At 55.6% G+C, this 16,804-nt stretch carries 17 protein-coding genes and 2 tRNA genes; 4 read left to right on the plus strand and 15 right to left on the minus strand.

Features of this window, described 5'->3' with window-relative positions; all coding sequences use genetic code 11:
• Positions 1 to 9 precede the first annotated feature (9 nt).
• The 12 genes from IPM21_08700 to rpiB all read right to left on the minus strand — a co-directional run bounded on the left by IPM21_08700 (position 10) and on the right by rpiB (position 10,009).
• Complete coding sequence (locus IPM21_08700; GenBank protein MBK9163979.1) at positions 10 to 486, minus strand: adenylyltransferase/cytidyltransferase family protein; 477 nt, start codon at positions 484 to 486, stop codon at positions 10 to 12.
• A complete protein-coding gene (locus tag IPM21_08705; GenBank protein ID MBK9163980.1) occupies positions 483 to 1,496 on the minus strand; it encodes a sugar kinase in 1,014 nt (337 codons plus the stop codon). Before IPM21_08705 ends, IPM21_08700 begins: the two co-directional genes overlap by 4 nt.
• Positions 1,497 to 1,590: 94 nt before the next feature.
• Entirely contained in the window at positions 1,591 to 2,553 is a 963-nt protein-coding gene (locus IPM21_08710; GenBank protein MBK9163981.1) for a VCBS repeat-containing protein, read from the minus strand.
• A 201-nt stretch (positions 2,554 to 2,754) separates the two neighbouring features.
• Positions 2,755 to 4,311, minus strand: coding sequence for a S8 family serine peptidase (locus IPM21_08715; protein MBK9163982.1), 1,557 nt, complete (start codon positions 4,309 to 4,311; stop codon positions 2,755 to 2,757).
• Positions 4,312 to 4,421: 110 nt separating this feature from the next.
• Positions 4,422 to 4,497, minus strand: a tRNA-His gene (locus tag IPM21_08720).
• Between the two features lie 43 nt (positions 4,498 to 4,540).
• A tRNA-Arg gene (locus IPM21_08725) sits at positions 4,541 to 4,614 on the minus strand.
• A 150-nt stretch (positions 4,615 to 4,764) separates the two neighbouring features.
• The gene (locus IPM21_08730) at positions 4,765 to 5,442 is read right to left on the minus strand and encodes a (d)CMP kinase (GenBank protein ID MBK9163983.1); all 678 of its coding nucleotides are present in this window, start codon (positions 5,440 to 5,442) and stop codon (positions 4,765 to 4,767) included.
• A 42-nt stretch (positions 5,443 to 5,484) separates the two neighbouring features.
• Positions 5,485 to 6,336, minus strand: coding sequence for a glycerophosphodiester phosphodiesterase (locus tag IPM21_08735; GenBank protein MBK9163984.1), 852 nt, complete (start codon positions 6,334 to 6,336; stop codon positions 5,485 to 5,487).
• A 127-nt stretch (positions 6,337 to 6,463) separates the two neighbouring features.
• A complete protein-coding gene (gene ltaE / locus IPM21_08740) occupies positions 6,464 to 7,498 on the minus strand; it encodes a low-specificity L-threonine aldolase (protein MBK9163985.1) in 1,035 nt (344 codons plus the stop codon).
• Positions 7,499 to 7,863: 365 nt separating this feature from the next.
• On the minus strand, positions 7,864 to 8,568 hold the full coding sequence (locus IPM21_08745) for a hypothetical protein (protein ID MBK9163986.1): 705 nt from the start codon (positions 8,566 to 8,568) through the stop codon (positions 7,864 to 7,866).
• A gap of 29 nt (positions 8,569 to 8,597) precedes the next feature.
• Complete coding sequence (locus IPM21_08750) at positions 8,598 to 9,494, minus strand: hypothetical protein (protein ID MBK9163987.1); 897 nt, start codon at positions 9,492 to 9,494, stop codon at positions 8,598 to 8,600.
• 74 nt (positions 9,495 to 9,568) lie between these two features.
• Complete coding sequence (gene rpiB / locus IPM21_08755) at positions 9,569 to 10,009, minus strand: ribose 5-phosphate isomerase B (GenBank protein ID MBK9163988.1); 441 nt, start codon at positions 10,007 to 10,009, stop codon at positions 9,569 to 9,571.
• Between the two features lie 122 nt (positions 10,010 to 10,131).
• Between rpiB and IPM21_08760 the strand changes: the two genes are divergently transcribed.
• Both IPM21_08760 and IPM21_08765 read left to right on the plus strand, forming a co-directional pair.
• Positions 10,132 to 11,571, plus strand: coding sequence for a trypsin-like peptidase domain-containing protein (locus IPM21_08760; GenBank protein MBK9163989.1), 1,440 nt, complete (start codon positions 10,132 to 10,134; stop codon positions 11,569 to 11,571).
• A 508-nt stretch (positions 11,572 to 12,079) separates the two neighbouring features.
• Positions 12,080 to 12,538: a hypothetical protein gene (locus IPM21_08765; GenBank protein MBK9163990.1), complete on the plus strand. Its 459-nt coding sequence runs from the start codon at positions 12,080 to 12,082 to the stop codon at positions 12,536 to 12,538.
• A gap of 137 nt (positions 12,539 to 12,675) precedes the next feature.
• On the opposite strand, the gene tnpA is transcribed toward IPM21_08765, so the two are convergent.
• A complete protein-coding gene (gene tnpA, locus IPM21_08770) occupies positions 12,676 to 13,128 on the minus strand; it encodes an IS200/IS605 family transposase (GenBank protein ID MBK9163991.1) in 453 nt (150 codons plus the stop codon).
• Between the two features lie 367 nt (positions 13,129 to 13,495).
• Between tnpA and IPM21_08775 the strand changes: the two genes are divergently transcribed.
• Together IPM21_08775 and IPM21_08780 are read left to right on the plus strand one after the other, a co-directional pair.
• Entirely contained in the window at positions 13,496 to 13,738 is a 243-nt protein-coding gene (locus IPM21_08775) for a hypothetical protein (protein MBK9163992.1), read from the plus strand.
• A 66-nt stretch (positions 13,739 to 13,804) separates the two neighbouring features.
• Positions 13,805 to 14,320: a hypothetical protein gene (locus IPM21_08780; protein ID MBK9163993.1), complete on the plus strand. Its 516-nt coding sequence runs from the start codon at positions 13,805 to 13,807 to the stop codon at positions 14,318 to 14,320.
• Here the strand turns inward: IPM21_08780 and IPM21_08785 are convergent.
• Both IPM21_08785 and IPM21_08790 read right to left on the minus strand, forming a co-directional pair.
• Complete coding sequence (locus IPM21_08785) at positions 14,317 to 16,329, minus strand: DUF2075 domain-containing protein (GenBank protein ID MBK9163994.1); 2,013 nt, start codon at positions 16,327 to 16,329, stop codon at positions 14,317 to 14,319. The two genes, IPM21_08780 and IPM21_08785, sit on opposite strands and share 4 nt — an antisense overlap.
• A 3-nt stretch (positions 16,330 to 16,332) precedes the next feature.
• Positions 16,333 to 16,566, minus strand: coding sequence for a helix-turn-helix transcriptional regulator (locus IPM21_08790; protein MBK9163995.1), 234 nt, complete (start codon positions 16,564 to 16,566; stop codon positions 16,333 to 16,335).
• Between the last annotated feature and the right edge of the window lie 238 nt (positions 16,567 to 16,804).

A 16,804-nucleotide genomic window follows, 5' to 3' on the forward strand; every position in this document is an offset into this window, starting at 1 on the left:
CACCGGCACCTATCGCATAAGCGTTTCGATCATCTCAGAAGAAGAATGGTCCTTCGGGTCGCCGACGATGGCGACGCGGCCGCCGATCGAGAGAACGACATCGCGTTCGGGCACATTCGCTTCGGTATAGTCGGTTCCTTTTGTGTGAATGTCGGGCCGGATCGCGAGGATGAGTTCGGTGACGGTCGGCTCGTCAAAGATCGTAACGGCATCGACCGAACGGAGCGATGCGATCATCTCCGCTCGCTCGTCGGCGGGAACTGCGGGTCGCCCCGGCCCCTTCAACATAGCCACCTGGCGGTCGCTGTTGATGCCGACGACCAGCAGATCGCCGAGTGCTTTCGCACCCGCGAGATAACGAATGTGGCCGACGTGGAGCAGGTCGAAGCAGCCATTCGCAAGCACTATTGTCCGACCCGTTGCCCTTTGATCGGCAACGAACTTGGTCAACTCTTCGCGGTCGAGAATTTGTGCGGGAGCTGTCATAGTTCGTCGTTCGCGGCGGCCGTATGCACGGGCTCCTCGGCGGAAAGCGAGGCGGTCAATTCAGCAAGCGAAACGGTCGCGGTTCCGCGTTTCATAACTACGATACCGCCGGCGTGATTTGCGATCTCGGTTGCCCGGCGAAAGTCGAGCCCGGCCGCGAGGGCCATTGTGAATACGGCAATCACGGTATCGCCCGCACCGGTTACGTCAACGGGCTCGGTCGAGCCGACGACCGGTATCTGTTCGAGCGGCCGGCCCGCGACCGAAAGCAGCATTCCGTTTCCGCCACGGGTGATGAGCAAAGCAAGGCAGTCGAGCCGTTTGCGAAGATCATCGGTGGCTTCGGGCTCAAAGCCGCTCCCGATGATCGCCTCGGCTTCCTCAAGATTTGGCGTTGCGGCGGTTGCTCCGCGAAACTCGGCGAGCCGATAGCGCGAATCAACAACGATCGGGATTCCACGCCTTTCGGCCGCAGCAAGCAGCTCGGCGAAAAGATCCGTATCGACCGCACCATAGCCGTAGTCCGAAACGATTACGGCGTCCGCCTGCTCAACGGCAGCGATCGCGAGGCTCCGAATTGCGGATCGATCTTCGTCGGCAAGCCCGCGGCGGTCTTCGTGGTCGATCCTAAGCACCTGCTGACGCGACGATGTGCTCCGCCCGGCAAGCACGCGGGTCTTGGTCGTTGTATTGAAATTTGGGGAAGCGAGAATTGTCGTGGTCTCGACACCGAGCGAAGCAAGCTCGCCGAGAAGTTCTTTGCCGACCGGGTCTTCGCCGACGACGCCGACCGCCATCGCGACGCCGCAGAGCGAGGCAATGTTCGCAGCAGCATTTGCCGCTCCGCCGGGGAAGGTCTCGGTCAGTTCGTGCTTTACGATCAGGACCGGAGCCTCGCGCGAGACTCGGTCAATGGTGCCTCGAAGATAGCGGTCAGCAACCACATCGCCGACGACCGCGATGCGGAGCCCCGCGAACCCATTCAGATTTTCGTGTTCCGGTTCGTTCATCAGTCAGCCAACAAAATACTACCGCAAACGGAGCAAAAATAAAGAGCCGGGTACCAAAAGGAACCCGGCCCAAGGTTTGATGAATTGCCGCTGACTAGTGCGTGTCGTAGCTCGCAACCGGGAAATCGTTGGGCGAACCCCATTGATTTACGCTGAGCGAGAGGTCCGTGCTATTCAGCACGAAAAACTGACCATCGGTGTTACGCCAGATCGCGACGTCGGTCTTTCCGTCGCCGTCGTAGTCGCCCTGAACAAGAAGGTCTGAGCCTGTCAGGCCGAACGAATAGGCGTTGAAGTCGCCATCTGAACTCCGGCGAATGTACCAAACGAGGTTGGCGTCAGGAGTTGAACCTTCGCGGACGACCGCATAGTCGGTCTTGCCGTCGCCATCGTAATCACCCGGGACGACGAGGTCATTGCTGATGCCCCACGGGATGATCTCGACGCCGCCGTTGCTCAGGGCAGCATAAAATGTGGCCTGCGAGGTTGGGGTTGCACCCGGCCGTTGGATGGCGAAATCGAACTTGCCGTCGCCGTCGTAATCGCCCGGTGCGGTGAAGTCCGTCGCAATGCCAAACTGGAATGCGGTAAAGCCTTGGTCAGATGAACGGTAAACGTACCAGATCATGTTGCCGTTCGTTCGGCGAGCGACCGCCACGTCCGTTTTGCCGTCGCCATCGTAATCGCGGGCGACCGGCTCATCACCGCTAATGCCGAAGGTAATGGCATTGAAGGTGCTGTCCGTGCTATTCAGCCAGTACCAGACGCCCGTGGTATCACGCCAAACGGCAATGTCGCCTTTTCCGTCACCATCATAATCGCCGGGCGTAACGAAATCTTCGTTCGCAAGGCCGAAGGTCTGGATCGAAATACCGCCGTTGCTGAGCAACGAATACCAAGCGTTATTGCTCGGCCTAAATACCGTGTAGTCGGTTTTTCCGTCTCCATCCACGTCCGTCGCCTCGCGGAGCGTTAGCTGCGCGATCGATGCGGTTGTCAGAACAAAAACAGCCAGCATCGTGCACGCGACCCGACCGGCGAAATGGTAATTTTTCATCATCAATTCCTAAATATCCGAATGCCTGTTGAATTCTTGATATGGCTTTCGTCCGAATCTAATACTATACAGTCTCGTAAGCGGGCGTTGCAAGACAGAAATCTTGCTCCCGAAGACAATCAAACAAGCATTTCGGACGTGTTTTCAAATAATTCTGCTTTTTGACGCCTCAGCCGGCCAAATAGTTGGTCGTGGCCGAAATTATTTCGCTGTGCCGCGATCCTGAACAATGGTCACGGACCGGCCACCGATCTCGAGCGTCGAACTACGGCTGATGACCGGATTTACGCTAATAAAGACGTCGACCGTTGCCGAACCGGAAGTCTGGTCGCGGTCGAGAACGCGGATCCAGCGGCTGTTCGAACGGACCGGAAAGTCGCAATTCGGCGATGTCTTTAGCGTAAAACTAATGAGCCCGCCTTTGGTCGGGATCTGCCTTTCGAGCGGGCCGACGTCGGCCGTGCAATTCGTCGGGTTCTGCAACGCGGCGGCGGCATTGAGCCTTCCGGAGGTCTTCACGAGGCTTGCCCAATCTGGCAACACATCGACGCTATTCATCAGGGTTGCCTTGAGCGAACGGGCATCAAGCGTCGGGTGCTGTGCGGCAAGCAAGGCGGCGACACCGGCGACGTGCGGAGCGGCCATCGAGGTTCCGCTCATGCCGCCGTAGCTCGAATTCGAGCCGTTGGTCGTGCTGTAGATCCCGGCACCAGGTGCGGCAATGTCAACCGAGATGATCCCGTAATTTGAAAAGCTCGCACGGGAATCGATGCTTGTTGAGGCAGCAACGTTCAAAATGCTCGGCGAATCGTAGCTGCCGGGATAGAACGGGAGGTTATCCGTGTTTCGGCCGTTATTTCCTCCTGCAAAGACGTTGAGGACTCCGGCATCGCCGAGAGCGTCGATGGCGTCTTTGGTCGCCTGATCGTACCCGCATGCCTCGGCACATCCGCCATAAGAATTATTGGTAACGCGGATGTTGTGGCCGGCGAGCTTCATCATTCGGACGTAGTTATACGCGTTGACCAGCATCGCCGAGGTCGTGTCGTTTGCCGCCTGGCTATAGATCTTGATCGGCATTATGCGGACGTTCCAGTTGACGCCGACGATGCCTATCGCATTATTTCCGACCGCCCCTATAGTGCCCGCGACGTGCGTGCCGTGGCCATGCTGGTCGGCCGGGTCGCTATCATCAAAACGGAAGTCCCAGCCGTGGACGTCATCAATAAATCCATTACCGTCGTCGTCGATCCCATTTCCGGCGATCTCGCCGGAATTTACCCAGAGGTTCGCCGCGAGGTCTTCATGGCCAAGCCGCATTCCGGTATCAATGACCGCGACGATCACGGTGTTCGAGCCGGTCGTGATGTCCCAGGCGGCCGGGGCCGAGATCTTTGGCAAGCCCCAGAGCCCGGCGTTCGAATATTGCGGGTCATCGGGAAGAGCGGTTAGTTCGTAATAGAAGTTTGGCTGGGCGGCGATGACGGCGGGAAGCTTTTTGTATTGTGCAATGGCCGTCTCGACGCTTTGGCCTGCGGAAATGCGGATACGCTGCCAACCGGTCTGGCCGAGGCTTTCTAAACTGTATGAGCCGAGCCGGTCGTGGACCGAAGCGATCGCCTCGCTCTCAAATGAGGGGTCGAACTTGACCAAAACCTCGTCCTTAACAAATCTATCGAAACGAGCAGGAACCTGTGCCGTAATGTTAACGGCAAAGACGAGTAGAAATAGTTGTAAGACGAAAAACCCTTTTTTCAAGATGAGAAACCTCAAGGGCAATGATAAACCAACCATCGCCCGAAATTAAAGAAAAATCGGCGATCGGGCGGGCATTTATCGGAAAGTGATTGAAATTGAAAGGTAAATGATGGGGCGGCTAGTGGGAATCGAACCCACGACATCCAGAACCACAATCTGGCGTTCTAACCCCTGAACTATAGCCGCCATATGAGAATCTCAGATCTGCGGACCTGAAATCTCGACTTTTCGCCCCCGGCAGGACTCGAACCTGCGGCCCACAGCTTAGAAGGCTGTTGCTCTATCCGGCTGAGCTACGGGAGCATATCAAACAGCAAACCGAAATCTTATCGGCTGCGGAGGGATTAGTCAAATTATTTTAGGATTCGGTAAATGACAAAGACCAGCAGGCCGACAAGCATTGGATAAAGGGTGAGAGCGGCCATAAGCCACGCTTCTCGGGTAAAATGTCCACTAGGCCGCCGCACTCTTTCTTTCACGAATCACGGCGAGCATTTGTTCGAAAACTTCATCCAGATCGAGTTCCGAGGTGTCGATCACCTCGGAGCCTTCCGGTATCTGCAGCGGCGAGTCGTCGCGAGAAACGTCGCGTTCATCGCGTTCGTTTATCTCGGCGAGAGTTTGTTCGAAGGTCGAGGTCCGGCCTTTCCCTTTATCTTCTTCAAAGCGTCTGCGTGCACGTGCGGCGGGCTCGGCGGTGAGAAAGAATTTCACGTCAGCATTTGGGAAAACGACGCTACCAATGTCGCGGCCCTCGAGAACGCATCCCCGCTCGGCCCGCTCGCCCATCTCCCGTTGAAGCTCGACCATGCGGCGGCGGACGGCGGAGTTTGTCGAAACGCGAGAGGCTGCCTGGGCGACCTCGAGCGTTCGGATCTCGGCGGTGACGTCTGCTCCGTCGAGCAGAACCGTCAGGTTTTCGGAATTGCCGGTGAGATGGATCGATGCGGCCGTGATCGCCTCGGCGACACTCGTCTCTTCCTCAAACGAAATACCCGCCCGGAGGACCGCAAGAGCTCCCGCACGGTACATCGCACCGGTATCGAGATACAAGAGGTCAAGCTCGCGGGCGAGCATTTTGCCAAGAGTCGATTTACCGGCGCCCGATGGGCCATCGATAGCGATTATCATCGAGATAATTCTACCGAAATCGCCGGGAATGTCATTTTGCCGTTAACGCTTGCGGAAAACCTGAACCGCTCGGTCGGGATAATCGGTGATTATGCCGTCCAGATCGAACTTGCTCATCCGCTCTAGATCGGCGATCTCGTTGACCGTCCACGGCACGAGTTTCATCCCTTTTTCACGGCATAAAGCTACCAGCTTTTCGTTCACCAGCGAGAAGTGAGGGCTGAGCGTGTCCGGAACAAAGGTCAGCTTTTCGAGCTTGCCAGTCAGGTCTTCCGTCGGGCCGACGAGAAGGGCGAGCGGAATAGCCGGTGCCGTTCGTTTCAGTTCCTGAAGCGGGCGGAGATCAAAGGACTGAATGATGACGCGCTTTTCCAGGCCGAATTTCTTCACATCAGCGAGAACGAGCCGAGCGAATTCATCCGGAGCCGGATGAAAAGTTCCATCGCCCTGCGGTGCTGATTTGATCTCGATGTTATAGCGGACCGGCGCGAGCTTATTATCCTTTACAAATTTATCGACCGCCTTGAAGAGGTCCGTCATCAGCGGCTTTTGAACCTTCATCGGCTTCTGATCGGGAAAGCCGACGTTGCCGATGCTACCGACGTCGTACTTCTTGGTCTCGGCATAGGTCATCTGATAGATGTTGTGATCGCGTTCGGTTTCTTTTGTGATCGGCTTACCATTCGGAGCGGTCGAGATCAGGTGGGAAAACCAGGGCTCGTGCGAGACCAAAACTTTCTTGTCCTTGGTGATCACAACGTCGAGCTCGAGCGTGTCCGAGCCTTGCTCGATCGCGAGGATGAACGACGGAATCGTGTTTTCCGGCAGATAACCGCGGGCTCCGCGATGGCCTTCGATCGAGACGGCCTTTTTGCCTGATCCGTTGATCTTCATTTGGGCGAAAGTTGGCGGGTTGATGAAAGCGGCGAAACAAAGGGCAGCCGCGAGCTTTAACGAAGAACGATTTCTGAACATTCCACAAAATTGACACTCGGGAGTGAACTTAAGGTTACAGGAAAGTTCACCCGGCCAAGATCGAACCCAATGATGCGACCGCGACATCGATCTGCTCGCTCGAAACGTCGCAGTGCGTCACCATTCGGATGGCGTTGCCGAAGCCTATGGCGAGTATGCCGTTATCTTTGAGCTCGGAGCAGATCTCAGCGGACGTCTTGCCGGTGCCGGCGATGTCAAAGATAACGATGTTGGTGACAACTCTTTCGACGACGATCGAGGTGCCGGGCAGCTGCGATATGCCTTCGGCCAATCGGCGGGCGTTGGCGTGGTCTTCGTAAAGCCGCTTTGGCGATTCCTCAAGCGCGATCAAGCCGGCGGCGCCAAGTATGCCGGCCTGCCGCATTCCACCACCGAAACGCTTCCGCCAGACGCGGGCTTCTTTGATAAAGTCCGTCGACCCTACAAGCATCGATCCGACCGGTGCTCCTAGCCCTTTTGAAAGGCAGAATTGAACAGAGTCGCAGTGGCGTGTGAGCTCGGCGACGGACGTATCAAGTGCAGCAGCCGCATTGAAAATACGTGCCCCGTCCATATGAACCGGCAGCCCGAGTGCATGTGCCTTTTCACAGATCTCGGCGCAATGCTCGGCGGTCATTACGCTTCCGCCAGCGAAGTTGTGCGTGTTCTCAAGGCAGATCAGGCCGGTCGGGCAGGAATAATACGGCTGGTCGATGTGCAATGCCGAAGCGATCTCATCCCAGGTCAGATGGCCGCTGCCATCGCGGCTCTTTACGGGCCGCATCATCACCCCCGAGGCGATCGCTGGCGTGCCCATCTCATAATTAAAGATGTGACCGCGTTCTTCGATGATGACCTCGTCGCCGGGCCGGGTATGGAGCTTGACCGCGATCTGGTTGCCCATCGAACCGGTCGGCACAAAAAGAGCCGCCTCTTTTTCGAAGATCTCAGCCGCTCGCTCCTGCAGGCGATTGACCGTCGGGTCCTCGCCATAAACATCGTCGCCAACTTCGGCCGCCGCCATCGCCCGCCGCATCGCATCGGTCGGCTTTGTCACTGTATCGCTTCTTAGGTCGATCATCTTGGTCTTTCAAGATCGCTGAGTATGCACGCCTCACCCAGCGGTTCAAATCAAAGTATCCGCCACCACGGAACCGCCAGCACGTCCGGGGTTATCCATTCAGTTTTTTCCCCGGCGTGGATCAGCAACCCGGAACGTACTTTTTCCTTTTGAGTTTGACGAAAGGCCCGAAGATGCCGAGTATCATCGATTCGCGGCCGAGTATCTGATTTATCAGAGATCAGTCGAGGTAATGTAAATCTATTCACACTATGAATGAAATTCATTCATGGTGTGAACCGCATTGAATAACTAAAACAAAAGCTGCGAAAAGTCTCCGGTTACGATCTGAGATTAAACCCCGAAGGACCAGGTGGCCAGGGGCCTCATTTCGAACAGATCTCAATCGCCCTCCGAAAAACATGGTAAAACGCATTAGCCGTTTCTTTCTCGTCGAACGTGAACCGTAGAGTTTCTCCCCAAAGTGATTTACAAAACTGGTTGTCCTGATGCGACCTGATGCCGATCAGGACGTTCTCGCGTTCACGAAATTTCCCCCGCACCATTTCAAAAAGCGATGTGTTTGTCACACGAAACATTATTCGCCATGTACCAAAAAGTTTCGCTTTCTCAGTTTTCCGAGTGTGTCGAAACGGCCTTCTGCCTTTCTTGAGGCTGATATCAGAAAGCTGGACAACAAGCTCGCCAAAATAGGTTTTGTTGGGGTCAGTGCCTACACGGACATCCCTTAACCTCACCATTTCCGGGTTGTAGCTGCCCGACAATAACTTAAGAAGCTGCAGGTCTTCATTTCTAAGCGTTAGCTTGCAGCCAACTAGCGACTTAAGCCGAAATCCTTGTGAAAATGTAGCTTCTTCAGAAAGGGCAGTGTCGAACAGCTGCGTCGCATCGAATTGATCGTCGGAGACCTCAGTCTCAACACCGATTCGAGCGTTGGCGAGGCCATTCGAATCAAGCCAATTGATTAGTTCCTCCACGCTTGAGTTCTCCGACAGCCCATCAGGTAAGGCCGGTGTTTGAGCCAACGCACCGATCTGCAGTGCGGTGAGCACCGACATGGCCAAGGTCAAAATCGGAAATCGCAACATAAAAAATGAGTTCAGGGGGCAGCAAGCTCTTCCAGATCCCATCCTGCTCGTTTTGCTCCCGCTGTATAGGCAGATTCAAGAAAATCAAGCACGGTTGCCTGCGGGTCCGAGGCGCTTCGAACGTCGTCGTACATCAGCAAAGCGAGGTGGGCACCGTTCGCTTCGGCCCATTTTGCGGCCTCAGGTGTTAGAGGCTCATCGGCGAGGCCGGCGGGTTCGGGGGCGACATAGGCATAAAACGCCGGGGCGGGAACGCGGTCATCGCCGAACCAGAAACCGAAGCTGATAACCTCGTGCGAATAGGCCTCGCTTTCGACGCGGTTTGCCCCTTCGCGGACGGGAACACGCTTTCCGGAAAACCGTGTCAGGGCAAGATCGAAGCTGTGCCAGAAAAGATGCACCGGTGTCGATTTTCCGACAAAGCGGCCGCGAAACTCCTCGAGCACATCATCAACCGCGACCAGCGTCTGATGAAACCGGCTGACGTATTCCTTGTCGTAGGCGGCGTTCTCGGTGTCTTCGGGGAAAGGCGTGGTTGACGGCGCCTCGTAGGGGACCGCTTTGATCTTCGGCTCGATGCCGAGCTTTGCGAGATTCGCAAAAACACTGCTGTAGAAATCGGCGACCGAAAGCCCGTCATAGAGAGCAAAATCCTCGCGGCCTCCGCGGCTGGTTGTGATGGCCAATCGGTGATCGATAAGATCGAACTCGATCTCAAAGCTGCCGCCTGAATAGGGAATTCGCCGCGTCGTCAATCCGCGTGACGAGACATAAAGCGGCACGTGCCACCAATGGTTGAGCCGCGGGTGCATTGCCAGCCGGATCTTGCCGACGATCTGACAATAAAGATGAAGTGTGTTCTTGGTCGGCCGCCAGGCCTCGAGCGGTATCTCCGGAAAAAAGTTCACGTTTTTGCCCTCGCTTAATCTGTGGTTTTTATAACGAAATTATACACAGGGTTCTAATGCTCGGCCCCGGAAGACTAAGCATCGGGTTCGATCTTTTCGACGCGGCGTTCGTGGCGGCCGCCTTCAAAATCGGCAGCGAACCATGCCTTGACGATGGCCGTTGCCTCGTCCTCTGAAACGAAACGAGCGGGCAGAGCAAGCACGTTCGCGTTGTTATGCTCGCGGGCGAGCCGGGCGATATCCGGCGACCAGGCGACGGCGGCGCGGACGCCTTTCACCTTATTCGCAGAGATCGCCATTCCGGTGCCGGAGCCACAGAATAGCAGGCCTTGTTCGGCCTCGCCGCTCGAGACGCGTTCAGCGACCCGGCGGGCAAAGTCAGGATAATCGACCGATTCGGCCGAGGTTGTGCCGAGGTCGTCATACTCGATCCCAAGCTCATCGAGCGTCCGTTTCATCTTCTCTTTTTCCTCAAACCCGGCGTGGTCGGCCCCGATGGCTATTCGCTTTGTCATTGTCCTAGCGTTATATCACCAATCGAACGGCGGTTGCAATCGAGGCCCGCTGGCGGAAATTGGTTGTTAGCGGCGGTGCAATCGCCTATAATCCAGACAAACCGACGGCGGTCACCGAAAGGATGCGAAAGCGTTTTCTCACCATCTTTATTACACTCGCTGCTGCGGCGGCCGGGTTGCCTGCGCTTGCTTATGGGCAGGACCTTTTGCCGGCACTTGTGCGGCGGGTCAAGCCCTCGGCGGTTGCGATCGAGACCTTTGACCAACGCGGGCAGATCGTCTCCCGCGGGAGCGGCTTCTTCGTTGCTGCGGACCGCGTTGTCACCAACCGGCACGTCATCGAGCGGTCAACGCGGGCGGAGATACAGACGGTTGACGGCCGCAAGTTTCGGGTCCGCGGCGTGCTTGCGGTCGATGGCGAAGGCGATCTTGCGATGCTGCAGGTAGAGATACCGGCGGGAGTTGCGGTGCCGCTGCCGGTGACGCGGTTTGTGCCGCAAGAGGGCGAATCGATCGTCGTTGTCGGCAATCCATTTGGGCTTGAGGGCTCGGTCTCAAACGGCATCGTCTCCGCGGTGCGTGAGATCGCCGGCTATGGCCGCATCATCCAGATAACGGCGCCGATCAGCCCGGGTTCGAGCGGTTCGCCGGTCGTGAATATGTATGGGCAGGTGGTCGGGGTCGCGACTTTGCAGGCCGCCGAGGGCCAGAGCCTAAACTTCGCGGTGCCGTCGGAGCGAATTCTCCAGATGCGGATTTCCGAGGCGCGCAGCTTTGCCAACCTGACCGCCGAGACCGAGCGGAACAAGCGTGCGTCGGCCGAACGCTTTTATTCGCAGGGGGTTGTGCAGCTCTCGCGGGATGAATATGCGCGTGCGTTGCCGTTCTTTGTTAATGCGGCCGAGGCCGATCCGAGCTATGCCGAGGCGTGGTATCAGGCCGGCTATTGCTATGGCGTGCTTGGGCGGCACGACGAAGCGCTTCGTGCCTCGCGGCAGGCGGCGAAGCTCCGGCCGGATTGGGCTCCGGCCCATGTAAACATTGGGGTTTCGAGCTATGCGGTCGGGCAATTTAAGGAAGCCGCCGAGGCTTACAGGACGGCGATCCGGCTTAACGACACAAGCCCCGATACGCAGTTCGCCCTGGGCTTAAGCCTTGGGCGGCTTGATCAGCCAGAAGAGGAAATGCTTGCCTATCGCCGGACGCTGCAGCTAAAGCCGGACCACGTTGGGGCGATCGAGAAGCTCGGCGAGTCCTATCTAAAGACAAAGCGTTGGGCGGATGCGGCGGCGATGTTTGAGCAGCTAAAGTCGTACAAGCCCGAGGCCAAGACCTTCAACTCGCTCGGCGAGGCGCTCTATGAACTCGAGAAGCTCGACGACAGCCTGATGGCCTTTAACAGCGCCGTTGGCTACGACCCCGATTTTGACAAGGCCCGCTTCAATCTCGGCCGCACCTATGTCAAAATGGGCGACCGCGGCATGGCCATGGTCCAATACGAAATACTCAAAAATGCCCGCTCCGACTGGGCCGATCGGCTGTACATTCTCATCAATCCGTAAACCGGAGTTGCGAAAGTTGCGAAGTTGCGAAGTTGCGGAGTTGCAGAGTTTTTCGGAGTTGGGGTCATCGGACGGCGGGTGAGAAGCGAACTCACGGTCATCTACGAACTCTGAGACAGCCTCGCACACGGGCTGCGGCTAGCCAGAAATAGGGGAAAATTCCGGTTTGTTGGGGATGGTCGGGGTGTTGTTGGGCGAGGTCGGGGTGTGGTCGCTGGTGCTCGGGGCGTGATCGGGTTATGGCAGCTTGCGGTGGCCGATGGCGGTTGTTTGCGGGGCGGTTGGCAGGCTCGCGAGACCTGGATGGCGCCGCCAAACCAGCTATCCGGCGATCGCGATGGCCCAAACGGTGACCAAGCCTGCTGACGAGCACATCAAACGAGCATTTCAACGAGCCAGACGACGAGCCACTTACCAAACAGCCTACGAGCAGCGACGAGCCAACAATCAACTTGAAACAGTGTGCCGCTCTTGACACGCCATTCGTTTCATATCATACTACGACCGTATGATATCCACAACGAAAAAGCATATCCGTCGAAACTGGCAGATCTTTCCAAACGACGACCGGCTCGGCCGCTGGTGCAAGCTTTACGCGACGCTCAACCGCGACGGCGATATCATGATCAGCCGGTTCACACACGAAGCCCTCGGCTCGCCGGAGTGCGTATTGCTCTTGTTTGATAGCGATGAGCGCGTCATCGGGCTCAAGCCCGCCCGCGAGACACAAAAGGACGCGTTCCCCGTCCGCCCACGCGGCAGCTACGGCGGCCGCCGCATCCGTGCCTATCGGTTCTGTCAGCGGCACGCAATAAAGATCGACGGCACCGTCCGCTTCCCGCGCCTCGAGATAGACGCCGAAGGCATCCTCATCCTCGACACCAAAGACATCGAATACTTCAAGATCCGCCGCCGCCCTAAACCACGTCCGTCGCGTAGCGACCCGGTGAATAGAGCCGTGGGTTAACCTAGAAGAAGGTTCACCCGTCGCATAGCGACGATGTGAATATAGCCGTGGGTGATAACCCACGGAGGGATGTAGACAACCCACCACGGGTTCGTGATAGACGTCGTTCACGCCGCGTAGCCGGCGGTTGAATGCTCTTAATCCAAAAGGTAACGTTCGTCGTATTTGATGCCGTGTTTTTCCAGCAGCGAACGATACTCTGACTCGAATGTGCGTTTTGCGTGGCGTTCGCGCTGCCGTTTAATGTAATCGACCACGGCCGGAACGGCGGAATACGAAACGGAAAACACGCCGTATCCATCTTGCCAGCCGAAATTTTCCATTCCCGGGAACTCCCGACGGATGCCGTATGACGAATCGCCCTTGATCGCCTTGGCGACTTGGCTCGGCGCCATCGTCGTCGGGCAGCCCGTAAGCGCGTGCACGTGATCATCAGTACCGCCAATTTGGATCGGAGCTATACCGTGACGCTTCGCAACGCCGCCGATATATGCCCATATCCGCTCTTCGATCTCTGGGCGAATGATCGGCTCCCGATTCTTTGTGCTAAATACGAAATGCAAATATATCTGCGAATATGTGTTTGCCATTTTTTGGGGGTGTGTTGATCCGTCGCTGACGCGACGCGCGTTGTTTGCGACCTTACCGTGGGTTATCACCCACGGCTACTTTCAAGCCATCGCTCCGCGATGAAGCAGATAAAGACTACACACCGCCTCCGTCTGAACAAAATCGGAACAATTAAAATTATTGCCCAAGAGGTCCCGTCGCAGAGCGACAATGTGAATGTAGCCGTGTGTGAAACCCATGGTGTTCCGCCGTCGCAGAGCGACGATGTGAATGTCGCGGTGGGTGACAACCCACGGAGACGGTGACAACCCACGGACACGGAAAAATAACGCCACCGTCGCGTCAGCGACGTTTCGACATTCGGCGGGTTGCGATTAGCATTTCGATATGTACAGCCGAGACAAGCGATCGCCGGTGCCGAAGAGCGAGGCGACCTCGCGGGTGATGAGTGCCAACCGCGGTCGCGACACGGGCCCGGAGCTTCTTCTCCGCCGGGCGCTTTGGGCCGCCGGCCATCGCGGGTATCGGCTCCATTACAAAAAGGCACCCGGCCGCCCGGATATCTCCTACGTCAGCCGAAAGATCGCCATCTTCGTCCACGGCTGTCGCGTGTCAGTAGCCCGCACGTAAGTAAGGGCACACCTCGGCGATATTCGATTTTGGACTATTGAATTTCAATCGATATGGTTTCACTCGATGATACCTATCAAATTTGAAAAGATTGTTCGCTCGGCGACCTTCCAAGAACTCTGGGCCTCACGCGAGCCGGATTTCAAAGCTCTCAACGAAATCCGCACGCTGAAACGCCACGGAATTTCGGCGACGCATGAGCGGGGCGACGACGATACGTTTCGCGTGATTGCCCAGGTGACCGAGGTAAACGAAATAAATTATCTGGTGTTAAAAAGAGGCTTTGTAAAGGTAGTCGAAAAGCCCGCGAAGAAGCCGTTCAGCGATGCTGTAAAGACCATTTTGAAGCGGCCGCGAAACGGCCCCGGCGGCGGCATTCCGCTGACACTCGGCGAAGTCGCCATGCTCTTCCTCGACGGCTACGCCGGTGACCATCCGAATCTTCTTAGCGTCTACTCAAAAGGCTATGGCGAGGGGCCGTGCTGGCACGGACTCACACCCGACGACGTCCTCGAAGACGCAAACACCGCCTTCGTCTGGACAAAATGGGAACCGATTGAACTCTGGAACGACTCCGACTAAATGACTTCAAGTCCAATGTCCACTAAGAAGTTGAACGTTCCATCGTAGAAATGATGCGGACGCGTTGTGTCGCTATCATCCCCAAATGGGACGAAAATAACCATCCCTTGCCGAGCTCGCGTAAGTAAGACCCTATAGGTGTTTCTTAGATATAGTTGTTCGATTTCGGAGTTCACATTCTTCCAGGTGCTTCCTGAGAAATTCTGCGGTGTCCATGTCGCGTCATCGAAGTGCAAATCGCCATCCCAGCAAACTCCTATCCAATCTAATTCTAAACCCTGGATGTCAAACTCGGTCGCCACGTCTTCGAGAAAGTAAGATGATCTAGTGTCTTCCTTGCCCTTTAGGAACCAGTCAGATGCTTTTATCTTATTCTTAACGAAAATTCCGTGAGCCTTCAGACGTCCACCTCCGGACGAGGCAACGAGACCAATTCGGTCAGTTCCGCGAGCCACTTTACGAAGCCATTCTCTAGCCTTATCAATCTCTCGGGTTAGAGCAATCGGATATCCTGTCTTCTTCAATTGGCTATAAAGATTGCGAGCGGCATTGAAGTTCGCGTCAAGAACAGCTTCGACGAAATCTGAGACCTTATCCGATCTGAAGGACCGAATTGGCATTTTCAAATGTAACGACTCCCGAACATGACCATTCAGCCTAAGCCATTCCTTGAGCTCTGTGTCGCTAAGATATACGTTACTTTCTTCGATTGCTGATGAATAGAATAGCTTCCACTTGGGAAAATGCTCCCTGACTGCCCGAAACCACTCTTCTATACCCGCTTCACCATCGTGGATCTCTTGTCCACCGCCTACAAGACAAACGATCGTGCTAAAGCCCTCATGCCGGTCCATTTCACCTATCAAGAATTGCGGTTCGGACTTATCAAACCCGGACTCGATAGTCGGCCCAAGGTAAGACCGTAGCTTCTCACGTGTCCATGCACGCTGCGATTCATCAAAAATCACTACACGTTCTGCAGGAGATGTGTCGCCGCCCATCTGAGCTGACCGAAACTCATGAATTGCCTGAACGATTGTTGACGCCCAAGCGTGAGTTTGACCAAGCGTTAGCGGCTCAACTTCCCCTCCAGGATTTGTCGGATCATTTGCAGCCTCAATTTCTATTCGATTTCTCGTCCAACGATCTCGACTCAAGGCTTCGCGGAGAACCTGAACCAGCGGTCCATTTCCCGACATGTATGTAGCGTGCCTTTGTCCCGTTTCCATATTGCGAATTGCAATATTCAACCCGGCAAGTGTTTTACCAGCCCCTGGTACGCCTGTTACAAAACATATTGACTTGTGGCCGCTAACGTATGCCTCATCAATAATTTCTTGAATGCAATCGGATGTTGTAGCGAGATTCGCAACATCATCTGAATCCGTACGTGCAATTTCCTCAACCTGATGACCAGCGTAAAGAGCCTTGGCTGCCTCAACTATCGTGGGCGTTGGCATGTATCGTGCACGCGACCAGGCTTCAGAATCCACCGGCTCGCCCCGCTCAGCGTCTAAGCAAAAACCGAGGACACTGTCTAGATTTGTTGAATTTGCATACACGACATCGTATGTGAGGTCGAGATGTTTCTTTAGAACTGATTCGCGATGAGGTGCGTTGGTTACCACGAGTATCGGAATTAAAGCTACGTGATGACTCCCCTCGTGGAAATTTTTAAGGTCAAGAGCGTAGTCGGTGACCTGGTCGATGGCAGATCGATCATAAGCTTCATAACCAACCTTAAACTCGATGACAAAAACGAGGTCATCAAAAATTAGAATCGCGTCGACACGCTTCCCCATTCGGGGAATAGAGAATTCGAAGAATAAATGCCCTTTCGTAAAGCCTGCGAGTTTTGATTTCAATATAGCAATCTGGGCCGTCCATGATGCCTTAAGCTCTGGTGTCAGAGTTTGGAAACCATGTTCTCCTGTCAGCAATCCAAAGATGCGCATTGCATCGTCATCGAGGAACTCGGCCACTGAGTTTGAATAGTAGAATCGTGCCACAGATTAGATTTCTCTCTTGTTGTCCTCGAACTCACAAAGCTTCGCTACAGACATGGAAAATGTGTCTGCGAAAACTCCGATGTTGGCTAGGGAGATGTTGCGTTCGCCGCGTTCGATCATGCCGATGTAGGTGCGGTGGAAGCCGGTTAGTTCGGCAAGTTGTTCTTGGGTTAGGGCGCGGGCGGTGCGGAGAGAGCGGATGCGGTCGCCGAACTGTTTGAGCAGCTTTTTGTTGATGGGGTGCGGCATTATCGGGAGGCGGACGCGGGCGTCTGCGTTCCGTCAAAGGCTATACGCATTGTATGCGGCGATCAACAGACAATTAGTAGCATTTATGAATGGTGAATTGTGAATGGTGAATGGTGAATGGTGGATTCCAGATTCCAGATTCCGGATTCCGGATTCCGAATTCCGCGTTGGGAGATACGCCCTTGCTTACGCGCGGGCTTCTGCATTCGGACTACTGGCTTCTGGA

This window comes from Acidobacteriota bacterium (assembly GCA_016716435.1).
In the GTDB taxonomy this organism is placed as follows: domain Bacteria; phylum Acidobacteriota; class Blastocatellia; order Pyrinomonadales; family Pyrinomonadaceae; genus OLB17.

Bases quoted from the DNA above. Each gene is read 5' to 3' on its own strand.
- IPM21_08700 (MBK9163979.1), bottom strand. From the start codon at position 486: ATGACAGCTCCCGCACAAATTCTCGACCGCGAAGAGTTGACCAAGTTC.
- IPM21_08705 (MBK9163980.1), bottom strand. From the start codon at position 1,496: ATGAACGAACCGGAACACGAAAATCTGAATGGGTTCGCGGGGCTCCGC.
- IPM21_08710 (MBK9163981.1), bottom strand. From the start codon at position 2,553: ATGAAAAATTACCATTTCGCCGGTCGGGTCGCGTGCACGATGCTGGCT.
- IPM21_08730 (MBK9163983.1), bottom strand. From the start codon at position 5,442: ATGATAATCGCTATCGATGGCCCATCGGGCGCCGGTAAATCGACTCTT.
- IPM21_08735 (MBK9163984.1), bottom strand. From the start codon at position 6,336: ATGAAGATCAACGGATCAGGCAAAAAGGCCGTCTCGATCGAAGGCCAT.
- ltaE (MBK9163985.1), bottom strand. From the start codon at position 7,498: ATGATCGACCTAAGAAGCGATACAGTGACAAAGCCGACCGATGCGATG.
- rpiB (MBK9163988.1), bottom strand. From the start codon at position 10,009: ATGACAAAGCGAATAGCCATCGGGGCCGACCACGCCGGGTTTGAGGAA.
- IPM21_08760 (MBK9163989.1), top strand. From the start codon at position 10,132: ATGCGAAAGCGTTTTCTCACCATCTTTATTACACTCGCTGCTGCGGCG.
- IPM21_08765 (MBK9163990.1), top strand. From the start codon at position 12,080: ATGATATCCACAACGAAAAAGCATATCCGTCGAAACTGGCAGATCTTT.
- tnpA (MBK9163991.1), bottom strand. From the start codon at position 13,128: ATGGCAAACACATATTCGCAGATATATTTGCATTTCGTATTTAGCACA.
- IPM21_08775 (MBK9163992.1), top strand. From the start codon at position 13,496: ATGTACAGCCGAGACAAGCGATCGCCGGTGCCGAAGAGCGAGGCGACC.
- IPM21_08780 (MBK9163993.1), top strand. From the start codon at position 13,805: ATGATACCTATCAAATTTGAAAAGATTGTTCGCTCGGCGACCTTCCAA.